This is a genomic window from Opacimonas viscosa (assembly GCF_024199005.1).
Classification (GTDB): Bacteria; Pseudomonadota; Gammaproteobacteria; order Enterobacterales; family Alteromonadaceae; genus Opacimonas; species Opacimonas viscosa.
Map to the genome: position 1 here is coordinate 1 of NZ_JANATA010000013.1, position 14,582 is coordinate 14,582.

9 protein-coding genes and 3 tRNA genes are annotated in these 14,582 nt (G+C 39.2%); 9 read left to right on the forward strand and 3 right to left on the reverse strand.

What is annotated here, in order from left to right; translation table 11 throughout:
* Positions 1–46: 46 nt before the first annotated feature.
* From NLF92_RS08120 to NLF92_RS08130, 3 genes are all read right to left on the reverse strand, one after another.
* The gene (locus NLF92_RS08120) at positions 47–1,378 is read right to left on the reverse strand and encodes a sensor histidine kinase (protein ID WP_254100687.1); all 1,332 of its coding nucleotides are present in this window, start codon (positions 1,376–1,378) and stop codon (positions 47–49) included.
* Between the two features lie 409 nt (positions 1,379–1,787).
* Entirely contained in the window at positions 1,788–3,428 is a 1,641-nt protein-coding gene (locus NLF92_RS08125; protein ID WP_254100689.1) for an MASE1 domain-containing protein, read from the reverse strand.
* A 3-nt stretch (positions 3,429–3,431) separates the two neighbouring features.
* Positions 3,432–4,067, reverse strand: a complete 636-nt coding sequence (locus tag NLF92_RS08130) for a response regulator transcription factor (protein ID WP_254100691.1) — start codon at positions 4,065–4,067, stop codon at positions 3,432–3,434.
* 193 nt (positions 4,068–4,260) lie between these two features.
* Between NLF92_RS08130 and NLF92_RS08135 the strand changes: the two genes are divergently transcribed.
* The 9 genes from NLF92_RS08135 to lon all read left to right on the forward strand — a co-directional run bounded on the left by NLF92_RS08135 (position 4,261) and on the right by lon (position 14,331).
* Positions 4,261–5,487 (forward strand): HlyD family secretion protein, encoded by a 1,227-nt coding sequence (locus tag NLF92_RS08135; RefSeq protein ID WP_254100693.1) that lies wholly within the window; start codon positions 4,261–4,263, stop codon positions 5,485–5,487.
* A gap of 9 nt (positions 5,488–5,496) precedes the next feature.
* Positions 5,497–7,644 carry a peptidase domain-containing ABC transporter gene (locus NLF92_RS08140; protein ID WP_254100694.1) on the forward strand — a complete coding sequence of 716 codons (2,148 nt, stop codon included), beginning with the start codon at positions 5,497–5,499 and terminating at the stop codon, positions 7,642–7,644.
* Positions 7,645–7,753: 109 nt separating this feature from the next.
* Positions 7,754–7,829, forward strand: a tRNA-His gene (locus NLF92_RS08145).
* Positions 7,830–7,882: 53 nt separating this feature from the next.
* Positions 7,883–7,967: transfer RNA gene (locus NLF92_RS08150), tRNA-Leu, on the forward strand.
* An 11-nt stretch (positions 7,968–7,978) separates the two neighbouring features.
* Positions 7,979–8,055: transfer RNA gene (locus tag NLF92_RS08155), tRNA-Pro, on the forward strand.
* A gap of 346 nt (positions 8,056–8,401) precedes the next feature.
* On the forward strand, positions 8,402–9,712 hold the full coding sequence (gene tig / locus NLF92_RS08160) for a trigger factor (RefSeq protein ID WP_254100696.1): 1,311 nt from the start codon (positions 8,402–8,404) through the stop codon (positions 9,710–9,712).
* Positions 9,713–9,802: 90 nt separating this feature from the next.
* A complete protein-coding gene (gene clpP / locus NLF92_RS08165) occupies positions 9,803–10,420 on the forward strand; it encodes an ATP-dependent Clp endopeptidase proteolytic subunit ClpP (protein WP_284700398.1) in 618 nt (205 codons plus the stop codon).
* 89 nt (positions 10,421–10,509) lie between these two features.
* The gene (gene clpX / locus NLF92_RS08170; RefSeq protein WP_254100698.1) at positions 10,510–11,790 is read left to right on the forward strand and encodes an ATP-dependent protease ATP-binding subunit ClpX; all 1,281 of its coding nucleotides are present in this window, start codon (positions 10,510–10,512) and stop codon (positions 11,788–11,790) included.
* A 189-nt stretch (positions 11,791–11,979) separates the two neighbouring features.
* A complete protein-coding gene (gene lon, locus NLF92_RS08175) occupies positions 11,980–14,331 on the forward strand; it encodes an endopeptidase La (protein ID WP_254100700.1) in 2,352 nt (783 codons plus the stop codon).
* Positions 14,332–14,582 lie beyond the last annotated feature (251 nt).

Genomic DNA, 14,582 nt, shown 5'->3' on the forward strand with positions numbered 1-14,582 from the left:
CTTCAGCACATGTTTAATTTAAGCAGGGTGAGAACCGTAGGTTTGACTATTTTGCCGAATTGATAGGGATGCGTACTGTGATTTTTGTGCCATTGTAAGATTCTATATGGAATGTTGCGCCGATAGTTTTCACGCGGTTTGCCATGCCAGAAAGTCCAAAACCACCTTTTGTCTCAGTGCTCTCAAGACCTACCCCGTCATCCATTATATACAACACAACTTCATCACTTAATACCGTTAAATTGACGATAAAGTTCTCTGCTTTGGAATACTTGATGGCGTTACTCACCGCTTCTTGAACAACTCTAAATAATACAAGTGAAATATTTTCATCCAGTAAAGCTTCACTTGGTCGATTGGAGGAATTGTCAGGCATGAGTAATGATTCGTTATCGGACATACCTATTCCATCCACCACGCACATATATTTAATCTGTCTTAATTTTAGTTTTTCTGCAAAGTAGTCACTTCTCAGTGTTTTTACTAGGCCATTTTCCCGCAATGTTTTGGGGTGTAGCCAATGTACAATTTCCTCTATGGAATGACTGATATGACTGATGAATCTACTTACTTTCTTGAACTGTGCTGGGTCTGCTGTCGGGTTATTTTGCTCAAGCCAAGCTAATTGATGGTGTAATTCAGGTAAGTTACTCCCTACATGCTGCTGTAACTCATGGGTAAGGCGTTGACCTTGCGCCATATCATTGGAGAGTAACTGCTGATTCAGTGATTTGATGTTTTCGGTAACTAATTTAAGCTCGTCATTTGAGTTGACCATTTCAATTTGACTATCTTGGATGGATTTTTTGATTTTATCTAATTCATATATGAGTGGGTTGATCAAAAGTGCCACTAGATTAAAAGTCAGTAAAAACCATATCATTTGTGCAAAGGTAAAATCTGTATGCTGAATCAAACGATCATTCAACAGGGAATAACTGACAGTATGCCATGTGTTAACGTCGCCCAGACTAAGGTCGCTGTGTTTTACAGCTAAAAAAAGTGGAAAAGCTAAAACGACTAGATTAATAATAAGGACAAAGGTTGATAAGCCCCACCAACGAAATTTATAACAAAACCATAGGCTTGGGACGATCAGAAATGGTGCAAACAACGATATTAAATCTTTGCCAGTAATGAGCAATCCAAATGCAACCAGTGCAACAGAAAAGATGATTAGCGACGAAGTATTATGAATTTTCCATCTTGGATACACTTTATTCGTATAGAGCATCAGTCCCATAAAAAAAGTATTTGTAGCGATAAACAGCGCGCTGATATTAAACAAAGTCTGCAATAATAGAACATCCTTGTTTTGCACTAGCGTAGTTGTTGCATAACCCTCTAGAGCCATTATCGTAAGTTGATATGTCAGCATAAAAACACTAGCGCTTAGTATGAGCAGATTGGTATGCGTTAATTGAAACATATCATATTTAAATATTACCCGTTTAACGCAATAAACCGTTACTAGCAAAATGATAAACAAGGAGCAGAATGTCACAACAATATTTTGCACGGGTCCATGAAAACTCAGGTGCAGTAGAACAAAGCACAATGTACTAGGTAAGATCCTCAAGCATAAGACGTTCTTGGCCAGCACAGTACTGAAAAGGAAGATGAAAGAAACGGTTACGGGGAAATAGAGCGGATCAACATGAAATAATATTTGGTCAAAACAGAAACCAACAGCAAGGACTACTATTTGCCATCCCCACAGAGTGCATAGACTGACCTTAGAGAATTGCTCTGCGTCTATAGGGTTTAGACTTGGTTGATGTTGGGGTTTAAACAGGTAACTGAACATGTAATTCTGCCCCGTTATGATTATTTTGTATTGACATGGAACCGCCCAAGGCCATCACATTATTTGCAATGCTTTTCAACCCCAAGCCATATTCTTCAGTTAAAATAGTCTTCGGATAGCCTACTCCGTCATCGCGAAAAGATAACTCAACGTAGGAATTTTGCATTGTGATAGTTAATTCACAGTTACTACAACAGCTGTGTTGAAGGACATTATCTACGCATTCTTGAGTGGTTCTGAAAATAGCAATTTTAACTGCATCCGGGAGTGCATTGACAAAATCGGTAATCGTGGTTGTAAATGCAATGCCTTTGTCCTGTAAACGTACTGAGAAAAAATAGCCTTCTAAGGTATTTTGTAATCCTTGCTCATCAATAATACGAGGTCTCAACCAATGCATAAGTTGGTATGCGTTATCGTATACTTGATCCGTGATATCTCGCATTTTTTGTAGATATTTTAAGTCTTCATTCTGGAAGTTATGTTGTTTGTCTAGCAGCGAGATAGCGATGCGAAGCGCCGTGATGTTTTGCCCAATTTCATCATGTATTTCTTGGGATAGGTTTTTCTTTTCTTGTTCTTGGAAGGTGACAATATCTGTGGCTAAACGTTGCATCTGTTCTTGCAAAGCAGACAGCTCTTGGTAAGTATTGGCTAATTTCGTTCTTTGGAGTTCCAGAGCACCTCTAGAACGTTTATCTTCGATTTGTAAGCCGGCAGTAACCAAACCAATTAAAAAGTAGGTCACTATAAAGGGTTGAAAACCCACTAATGTTTCTGGTGCTGCATTCGTCAATAGCACTAACAGCACAATATTAATCCAGATCGCACAAAAAACACTGCCTAGCCAAGTGTATTTGTAGCCAAACCAAATGATAGGAAGGAACAATAAGAGCTTCATTATTTCCTGAGTTGTAGGGTGTAAGTGAAACATGGCAATCATCGCCACAGTCATCAATAACACATATTCTAGGATCACTCCTTTGGTAGGATCTGATATTTTTATTTGATTATCGTTAAACCAACGCACAAGTAAATACACACAAACACCCATTAAAACACCCGGGTAAGCTGCTATGTTGTGTTGTAAGAAGATTGAAAATTCTTGCTCGGGAGTCGCTCTATCGTAAACAGATGTATTGGAAATAAAATAAAAACTGATATTTGTTAATCTGACTAACATACCCAAAAACACCAGAATAATAATCGACTTTAGAGTAAACAGATGTTTGTTTATATAGTATTTTCGAGCGTAAACGATGATGGGTAAAGTATGCAAGACCATACACATAGTTAAGAAAAAGTGTTTGAGATATTGATAATAAATGGACCCTTCAAAGCGCAGGGATAGACCACTACCAATACAGATTGCCAAAACGGCTATTGGCCAATACCGATAGGGTAAAAACATAAAAATAATGAACTGGAAACCTAACGGAAAGTACCAAATGACGAAACCGGGCACAACGGTATAATTAAACGATAAGGTGAAAAACAAAAATTCACAGAGACAAACGAAACACAAGACAATAACATTGGCGAGAAATTTCTGGCTCATTGTCGCATTAGCAGAAAAAATGCGGGTCCAGTTGTGAGTGCTTGTTAAAACAGGTTCAGCCATAGCTTAGAGTTCATCTTGCTCGATTAATCCGTACTTTAAAGCAAATTTAGTTAATTGAAACTGATTAGAGAATGCAAATTTGTTTAGGATATTGCGGCGATGCACATGCACTGTTTTGGATGCTATTGTTAATTCCTGAGCTATTTTTTTAGGCTCTTGCCCTAATGCTAAATATTTAAATACTTCTTTTTCACGGGATGTTAAGGCTAAGTATTCATTGTATTCATCACTTGTCGTGGTATGTTCTTGTACACTAGGACTGAAATACTCCCCCCCAATGCTAATAATATTCAGTGCTTTTACTAGTGTTTCGGAAGCATCGCGTTTTGAAATGAACCCGTTTATTTTGTGTGATTTTGCGGTCAATACATAATGTGGATTTTCATACATACTCAAAATGATAACCATAAGGTTCGAGTGTTGCTCTTTCATATCACAAGCGTACTGCAAGCCACTTTCGCCTCCTAATGAAATATCACATACTAAAATATCGACGTTGGCATAGTCAGCGGCTGCCATGGCTTCTTCTGCACTGTTATATGAACCAATTACCTGAAAGTTATCTTCGCTTTCTATTAATTGCTGAAAGCCTTCTCTCACCAATTCATGGTCATCAATTAAAACAATGCGTTTTGCCATAGTGCCTCCAAAGTAAAAATTCATTGTAAGGCTATTTCTTTTTTTTTCACTAAATATCGTCTAAGAAAATTTCTTAGATAAAAGTGAAAAATTAGGTATTTAGAACAGAATTTTAGTCCTTAGTAATAGTTGAATTAGCAAAAACACTTTTTTCTATCCAGTCTGATATGTATCTTAAATAACTGGATATGTTATGCGCTTATTTCGCCAAGAAGCGGTTATGGGTTCGTCTAATCACTTCGCCCCTATAGTGATATTTAACAGCAAACAATTTTTGCATTTGTTTTTTGCTACACTTGCACTATTTGTATTATTAGTGGGGTTTATTCTCACCCAAAATTATGCACAAAAGATCGCATTGAATGGGCGTTTGTCAGCTCATGAAGTCGACAGTGTTCTGTATGCAGATAAGCCCGGTTATGTGGCGGATATTCATTACGAGATTGGTGATGAAGTCGCAGAGGGAGCAACGATCCTCACTTATGTTCCTCAGCAAGCTTTTAGTAATAAGTCAGTGACGTATATTGAGATGCTTCATAATGAGCAACAGATCACGTCAATTACCCATCTTGAAGCGCAATTGAACACACAAATTACAGCCCAATCCGAAAGTGTCAGAGGCCAACATGTGTTAGTGGATAAACAACTTCAAACCCTCGCCAAACAGATACAACACTACCGTGACCAAGTACAACAATTACATACTTTTCACACTGAGGTGACTGATTTAGTCAAGCAAGGGGTACTGCCTAAAACGCATCTTTTAGACAGTGCGCAAAATCTACTACAGATGAAGCAGTTACTCGCAGACAAACAAGTGCAAATAGATACTTTGGCGCTGCAAAAAGCACAAATAACGGCTAATCAACAACTATATCTAAACCAAACTAGTCAGACTCTGGAGCAGTATAAAAATGATAAATTACGATTAAGTGCAACGAATCTAGGGCTGCAAAAGCAGCAACTTATTGCGGTCAAAGCAACGCGTCAAGGCTATGTGGCGGCGCTGCCCAAACGCCCTTCTGAACATTTCACCCCGATGACCATGCTGACTGTGATCAAACCATTAGAACAGCATATTTTTGTGAATTTGTATTTGCCACATAGTCAAAAAGGCAAAGTCCTCCTGGGCACCAATGTGAACTTAGAATTATTGAGTTTTACGCGCAATCAATTTGGGTTTATCCGCGGGAAAGTGGTTGATATTCATCAAAACAGTCAAGCAAATCCAAATGGATTAAATTTCGATACGATTGTGGTTAGGCTTCCTCAACAATTACCCCAGTCCTTTCGTCAGGCCACATTACAAACAGGCATGTTGGTGGAAGGCAACGTCTTACTCAAAGAGCAACCTATTTGGCGTTGGTGCTTCCAGTTCGTCACACAGCTTTTTAATAATGAACTAAATGCTGAGCTATAGGAGGAAGGTATGTCTTTACTGAGTTTTCAATATCTCAACTTTTCTTTTCGTCGCAGTGTACCTTTGATCCTGCAAAGCGAAATATCTGAGTGCGGACCGGTTTGTGTTGCTATGCTGGCTGGGTATTTCGGCAAGCATATTGATTTAGCCGGATTAAGAGTCACTTGTCAGCGCTTGGGGTTTTCACCACAGGGGAATAACTTATCTGAATTAATAACCTTAGCGAATGAGCTTCAGCTAAATGGCACCGCATTAAAAGGCGAGGTACATGAACTCCTTGATGTGCGCTTACCGTGTATTTTGCATTGGCAACTGCAACACTTCGTTGTTTTAACCAAAATTACTCGTAGAAATAATCAGTATGAATATCATATTAACGACCCAGCCGAAGGTGAAGTCGTCGTTAATGCACAGGATTTTAGTGCCGCATTTACGGGTATTGTTTTAACCTTAGCCAAGCAGGATACATTTCAGACCACTGCAGCTCCTAAAAAAATCAGTTTCCGTGGTTTATTTGGTCATTGTTCAGGATTAACAAAACAATTTGCGATTATTCTGACGCTCTCATTTATTCTTCAGTTACTAAGCTTAGCTATTCCATTGTATACCCAAATTATCTTTGACGAGGTATTTGCATTGAATGCGAGTGCGTTGCTCAATAGCTTGGCCATCGGGTTTACGGGTTTAGTGATTTTCCAAGTTGCCATCAGTGCGTTGAGGGAGTGGTCTTTAGTCAAGTTACAAAGCATCTTGGGAATTCAGTTGGCACATAATGTCTTTGCTCATCTGCTCAAACTACCTTATCAATATTTTAGTAAACGTCATATCGGTGATATTCAATCGCGTTTTGGCTCTATCCAAAGCATTCAAGAACGTATGACAAGTGGACTTTTGGCTACGCTTATTGATGGCATCATGGCATTTTTTTTGATCATATTGATGTTTTTGTATGCTTGGGAGTTAGCTTTGTGTGTGGTGGTCGCTGTACTGATTTACAGTGGTATAAAGTGGGTATGTTTTTACAAAGTCCAAAAACACCAGTTAGTGTTGATTAAGCATGATGCGAGTTTACAAACCCATTTTTTAGAAACCTTACGGCATATCAAAACATTTACTCTGTTCAATCTACAAAAACGGCGAGAACAAACTTGGTTGGTGCAGCAATCACATGTTGTAAACAGTGGGATAAAAGTGGCGTTATGGCACTTAGTGCTGAATCATTTGCAACAAATTATCTTTGGTTTAGTGAATATTGGAGTGCTGTACTTAGGCGCGAAGGAAGTCTTGCAACAAGGTTTGTCTATGGGGATGTTAATTGCTTTTATGGCTTATAAAAACCAATGTACGCAACGTTTGACTGGATTAGTCGATCAACTTTTTCAGTTCAAATTATTACATCTGCATATGGACCGAGTCGCGGATATTGCACTAGCTGAGGTAGATAGCCCAGTCGTTCCCCAAGGCAGTGGTGAATTGGCTAAAATAAGACAAGAATCACCAAAACGGCAATTAGAGTTAGTGAATGTCAGCTTCGCTTATCCTGGTCAACCTCCGATATTGGAAAATATTAATTTACAGGTTGATATGGGAGATTCAGTGGTTATTACTGGGGAGTCAGGTTCTGGTAAAACGACCTTATTGCATATTATGCTCGGTTTATTAAAGCCAACGACTGGCGAGGTCAGGTACAACGGTCATAATATTCATCAAATGGGGATCCGTGACTATCGCCAGCATATCGCTGCGGTGTTACAAGGTGAACATTTATTAAATGGCAATGTGTTAGAAAATATTACTATGTTTGCTGAACAGCCCAACTTGCAGAAGTGTGGTAAAGCACTAGAACAAGCTCATATGGTTGAGGCACTACAGAGTTTACCTTTGGGTTTGTATACCCTCGTGGGTGGCTTAGGGAATATTTTCTCAGGCGGTCAAATACAAAGGTTATTATTGGCTCGAGCGCTGTATAAAGAACCTAACATCTTATTCCTCGATGAGGCGACGAGCCACTTGGACAGTCGTACTGAGCAACAAATCAGTAGCGTGATTGCTAATCTGACGTTGACTCGGATTTGTATTGCGCATCGCAGTGAGACGATTGCCCAATTCTCTAGGAAACTATGTCTAAAAGATGGTAATTTGAACCACATGGTTTAAAATTAGGCAGTCAGTATAAAAATATCAAAGATATTGCAATTATGCCTTGACACTTTGGGCGCTAACTTTTACTATGCGCTCCGCTTTGAACGGCAGTGAAAATACAGTGGTGGGCGTAGCTCAGTTGGTAGAGCCCCGGATTGTGATTCCGGTTGTCGTGGGTTCAAATCCCATCGTCCACCCCATTTTTCATGTGCAAACGCTGTATACAAAGTGTCGAAGAGATTCTTCTAAAGATGCGGGAGTGGTGGAATTGGTAGACACGCTGGATTTAGGTTCCAGTGCTTCACGGCGTGAGAGTTCAAGTCTCTCCTTCCGCACCAATATATAAGATCGGTGAGTGGCGCAGCTTGGTAGCGCACTTGGTTTGGGTCCAAGGGGTCGTAGGTTCAAATCCTATCTCACCGACCATCTTATACATTCAAAATATTTTTCTTATTTACAAAACTTCTTTATTAAATACATCTTCTTAGACCTTCATTCAAAATATTTCCAAAAGTCATTTTAAATCACGATGCTAGTGCCTATATAATTCTCATTTTTGGAATGCATTATGTGGTCAATGCAATACTGCTGATGACTCAGTCTAAATCAACATGCGCTTAGTCTGACCTTAGAAAGAAATTCCTTAATTTGAAGACTGTACTATTTATCCCGCTAACTGTATAATGCGCCGTCTTTTATTATGGTTCAGAATCTTTAGATTCTATTAAAACCGCATTAACCGCGCAAAAAAGCGCACAGTTGAGGTAGAATAATGCAAGTTTCAGTCGAGACGACTCAAGGTTTAGAACGCCGCGTAACCGTTACTGTTCCAGCAGCAAATGTTGATGATGCAGTAAAAGCACGTTTACAACAATTAGCTAAAACACAACGTATTAACGGTTTCCGTCCTGGTAAAGTACCAGTGAAGGTATTACAAAAACGTTTCGGTGCATCAGTTCGTCAAGAAGTTGCTGGTGATATCATGCAACGTCATTTCTACGAAGCCATTATTCAAGAAAAAGTGACTCCAGCTGGCATGCCAACGTTTGATTTGACCAAAGACGTGGCTGGTGAAGATTTAGAATTTGTTGCTACATTTGAAGTATATCCAGAAGTAGAATTAAACGCACTTGATAAAATTGCAGTTGAAAAGCCAGTTGTAGAAATTAAAGACAAAGACTTGAAAGAAATGATGGTTACTTTGCAAAAACAACATGCTGACTGGAAAGAAGGCAAGCGTAAAGCGAAGAAAGACGACCGTGTTACTATTGATTTTGTCGGTACTATTGACGGTGAAGAATTCGAAGGCGGAAAAGCTGAAGATTTCCCACTAGAAATGGGTAAAGGTCGTATGATCCCAGGTTTCGAAGACAACATTGTTGGTCTTAAGCCAGGTGAAGAGTGTGTTGCTGACGTGACATTCCCAGAAGATTACCATGCAGAAAACCTGAAAGGTAAAGCGGCTCAGTTTGCTATCACCGTGAAAAAAGTGGAAGGTTTAAACCTACCTAAAGTTGACGAAGAATTTGCGAAGCTGTTCGGTGTTGAAGAAGGTGGTGTTGAAGCATTAGAAGCTGAAGTACAAAAGAACATGCAGCGTGAGCTAGATCAGACTGTTAAAGCTAAAGTAAAAGAAAATGTTATTGAAGCTTTATTAGGTGCGCACGAAGTTGAGATTCCAAAAGCGTTAATCGATCAAGAAGTGAATGCTTTACGTGAACAAGCAAAACAGCGTTTTGCTCAACAAGCCCAAGGACAAACAGCTAACTTACCAGAGTTACCAGCTGAACTATTTACTGAAAACGCACAACGTCGTGTTTCAATTGGTCTGATCTTGGGTGAAGTAATTAAAGTCAACGACTTGAAAGCCGATGAAGATAAGGTTAACGCATTAATCGAAACAACAGCTTCTGCTTACGAAGATCCACAAGAAGTAATTGAATATTACAAGTCTAACCAAGAGCTAATGAGCCAGATGCAGAACGTTGCATTAGAAGAACAAGCTATTGAGTGGGTACTAGAGCAAGCTAAAGTTAAAGAAGTCAAAACTAAATTTGACGAGATCATGAACAAACAAGCATAATTTTATTATGAACGTTTGACTTTTATGGTCATACCCTGATTAAATGCCCAGTAACAACTGGGCTTTTTTTTACCTAAAAGGAAATTTACATTGAACACATTTGACGATGTCCAAAACGCGCTAGTTCCGATGGTTATAGAGCAAACTGCAAAAGGTGAGCGCTCTTTCGACATTTATTCTCGTCTCCTTAAAGAAAACGTTATCTTCTTAGTGGGTCAAGTTGAAGACCACATGGCTAACTTGATAGTCGCCCAAATGCTTTTCTTAGAAGCTGAAAATCCAGAAAAAGATATCTTCTTATATATTAATTCACCGGGTGGTTCTGTGACAGCTGGTATGGCGATTTACGATACCATGCAATTCATCAAACCAGATGTGAGTACCGTATGTATTGGTCAAGCGGCTAGTATGGGCGCTTTCTTATTGTCTGGTGGTGCCAAGGGTAAGCGTTATTGTTTACCTAACTCTCGTGTAATGATTCACCAACCGCTAGGTGGTTTCCAGGGCCAAGCGTCGGATTTTGAAATTCATGCCCAAGAAATCTTGTCTATCAAAGAGAAATTAAATCGCTTAATGGCCGAGCATACCGGCAAAGATTACGAAGATTTAAAACGCGATACGGATCGAGATAACTTCCTAAGTGCCCAAGAGTCACTTGATTATGGTTTAATTGACCATATTATGAAAACAAGAACAGACGTAAATTAAGCTTTTTCCTTATTCTGGTCTATAGTTACTAAATAGACCTGATTAAGTGAGACTAATCTTACAAAAATGATAGCTTACGAGGCGATTAAATGAGTGATAAACAAAACAGTGATGGTGACAACAAACTTCTGTACTGTTCTTTCTGTGGAAAGAGTCAGCATGAAGTACGTAAGCTCATTGCTGGCCCGTCTGTTTTTATTTGTGATGAGTGTGTAGACCTGTGTAATGACATCATCAGAGAAGAGATTAAAGAGATCTCGCCAAAACAGAAAAAAGATTCACTACCTAAACCCCATGAGATCCATAAGCATTTAGATGATTATGTTATTGGCCAAGAGAAAGCAAAAAAAGTACTTTCGGTCGCTGTATATAACCACTATAAACGCCTGAAAAATGGTGATATGCATGATGGTGTTGAATTAGGTAAAAGTAATATCTTGTTAATAGGACCAACTGGAAGTGGTAAAACACTTTTAGCTGAGTCGTTAGCTCGATTGCTAGATGTGCCATTCACTATGGCTGATGCAACCACGTTAACCGAAGCGGGTTATGTGGGTGAAGACGTTGAGAACATCATTCAAAAACTGCTACAAAAATGCGATTATGATGTAGAAAAAGCACAGCGTGGTATTGTTTACATCGATGAGATTGACAAGATTTCTCGTAAATCTGATAACCCATCGATTACGCGTGATGTGTCTGGTGAAGGTGTGCAACAAGCCCTACTGAAATTGATTGAAGGAACCGTCGCTTCGGTGCCTCCACAAGGCGGTCGTAAACATCCTCAACAAGAGTTTTTACAAGTCGATACATCTAAAATCCTATTTATTTGTGGCGGTGCCTTCGCAGGTTTGGATAAAGTCATCGAACAGCGTGCACAGACTGGCACTGGTATCGGTTTTGGTGCGAATGTAAAAACCAAAGAGCAAGAAAAAGCCGTTGGTGAATTGTTCAAGCAAGTTGAGCCAGAAGATCTTGTGCGTTATGGTTTGATTCCAGAGTTCATTGGCCGTTTGCCGGTTGTGACTTCCTTGGAAGAATTGGATGAAGCCGCATTGATTCAAATTCTTACTGAACCTAAAAACGCAATTACAAAACAATACGGTGCACTTTTCTCACTAGAAAATGCCGAGTTAGAATTTCGTCAAGATGCATTGCAAGCAATTGCTCATAAAGCGATGGAAAGAAAAACAGGGGCGCGCGGTTTGCGTTCTATTGTTGAAGCAGTGTTACTCGACACCATGTATGATTTACCGATGCAAGAAAACGTCAGTAAAGTTGTGATTGATGAAACAGTCATCCAAGGAGAGTCGAGTCCTATCTTGATTTATGACAGTGGAGATCAAGCAGCTGGTGCTGAAACTGACTAAAATTTGATATTATTTAAAAAGGCCTGCGGGCCTTTTTTTGACTAAGCTAGACACTAAAGTATAAAAATAATACTGCTAAATTATTTTCTTACTTATTTACTGCATTTCATTGATGTAAAATATGAAGTGATGTTGAACTTTCTAGTACCATCCCCATATAAACAGTACAAGAATTTATAGAGAATCAGAATGTCATCAGATACCGACCTAATGCAAATGCCCATTCTCGCGTTACGAGACGTCGTAGTATATCCACACATGGTGATCCCATTGTTTGTTGGACGTGAAAAATCTATTCAATGCTTAGAAGCTGCGATGGAGAATAATAAACAAATTTTCTTGGTTGCTCAAAAAGATGCGAGTATTGATGAGCCCACTACCGATGATATTTATCAAATCGGTACCATAGCAACTATTCTACAGCTTTTAAAATTGCCAGATGGCACTGTCAAAGTGTTAGTCGAAGGCTCTATTCGAGCTAAAATTGAAAGTTACTCCCAGAAAGAACCATTTTTTCAAGGTTCTGTCAGTACTATTCATGACACCGATCTAGGCGATGCTGAGGCAGAAGTATTATCTCGTTCTGCTATTTCCCAATTTGAAGGCTATGTAAAGCTCAATAAAAAAATTCCACCTGAGGTACTTACGTCATTAACAGGTATTGAGGATGTTGCTAGATTAGCAGATACCATGGCAGCACATATGCCATTAAAGTTAGCTGAAAAACAAAAAGTGCTTGAAATGAATGGGGTTGAAGAGCGCTTAGAGTATTTAATGGCTTTGATGGAGGGGGAGATTGACTTATTACAGGTTGAGAAAAAAATCCGTACTCGCGTTAAAAAGCAAATGGAAAAATCGCAACGTGAATACTATCTAAATGAGCAAATGAAAGCGATTCAAAAAGAACTTGGAGAGTTAGAAGATACTCCTGATGAATTTGAAGCGTTAAATCAAAAGATCCTCGATGCCAAAATGCCAGATGAGGCACTAGATAAAGCGAAGTCTGAGTTACAAAAATTAAAAATGATGTCACCGATGTCAGCAGAGGCAACGGTGGTACGTAGTTACATAGAATGGTTAACCAATGTACCGTGGCACAAGCGCAGCCCAGTTAAAAAAGATTTAGCAAAAGCGGAAGATATATTAAATAAAGATCACTATGGACTAGAAAAGGTTAAAGAGCGCATCTTGGAGTACTTGGCAGTCCAACAGCGCGTGAAAAAGTTAAAAGGGCCTATTCTTTGTTTAGTAGGACCACCTGGGGTGGGTAAAACATCCTTAGGGCAGTCTGTAGCAAAAGCCACAGGACGAAAGTACATCCGCATGGCATTGGGTGGTGTTCGCGATGAGGCGGAGATACGTGGGCACAGAAGGACTTATATAGGTTCTTTACCGGGTAAGCTGATTCAAAAAATGGCTAAGGTAGAAGTCAAGAACCCATTATTCTTGTTGGATGAAATCGATAAGATGTCTTCTGATATGCGTGGAGATCCTGCATCTGCATTACTCGAAGTGTTAGATCCAGAGCAAAACTCTAGTTTCAGTGATCATTATTTAGAAGTGGATTACGATTTATCTGATGTGATGTTTGTCGCTACATCAAATAGTATGAACATCCCAGGCCCATTGTTAGATCGTATGGAAGTCATTCGTCTTTCTGGTTATACAGAAGACGAAAAGCTCAACATTGCGACACAGCACTTAATTTCTAAGCAGATGGACCGAAATGGTTTAAAAACCAATGAAGTGGTTATCGAAGAGTCTGCGATCATTGGCATTATTCGTTATTACACACGAGAAGCTGGGGTGCGTAGTTTGGAACGTGAGATTTCAAAGATCTGCAGAAAAGCAGTGAAGTTAATCTTGTTAAAAGAACAAACTGCCCCAGTTATCGTTAATCAAGATAACTTAGGTGAGTTCTTAGGTGTTCAGCGTTTTGATTACAACAAGGCCGAAGAGAATAATCAAATTGGTCAAGTTAACGGCTTAGCATGGACAGAAGTAGGTGGTGACCTACTCACGATTGAATCGACCTCGGTGGTGGGTAAAGGTAAAACAACGTTTACTGGGTCACTAGGTGATGTCATGCTGGAGTCAATTAAAACTGCGATGACCGTCGTACGTTCTCGTGCTGAAAAATTGCGTATTAATGATGATTTTCATGAAAAACGTGATATCCACGTTCACGTCCCTGAAGGTGCAACACCCAAAGACGGCCCAAGTGCTGGTATTGGAATGTGTACCGCATTGGTTTCTAGTTTGACGGGGAATCCGGTTAAAAATGACGTGGCAATGACCGGAGAAATTACTCTGCGTGGTGAAGTGCTAATGATAGGTGGCTTAAAAGAAAAGTTACTTGCGGCACATCGCGGCGGGATTAAAACGGTCATTATCCCTAAAGGTAATGCGCGAGACCTTGAAGAAATACCTGAAAATGTTAAATCAGATTTAGCGATCCATCCGGTACAATGGATAGATGAGGTGTTGGATTTAGCTTTAGAACATCCAGTTGCTCAATTTTCAATCAAAACTAGTGCATAGGATTGTCATAAATCATTCATAAATCCATATAAAATGCCTGTTTCAGGCATTTTTTGTTTAAAAATAGAAAAAAACGAGATAATTGTTAAATTTTTTTCTATTTAGGGCTTTATTATTACAAAATATGTGATACCTTAAGGCTGAGATTGCTTAGAGCCCTTATTCAATAAGACTTTGCAATCCTTATAAATTGTTTATTATTTGTAAATTTTGTTAATTCAGAGTTTATTGATAAACGAACTAATAATCAC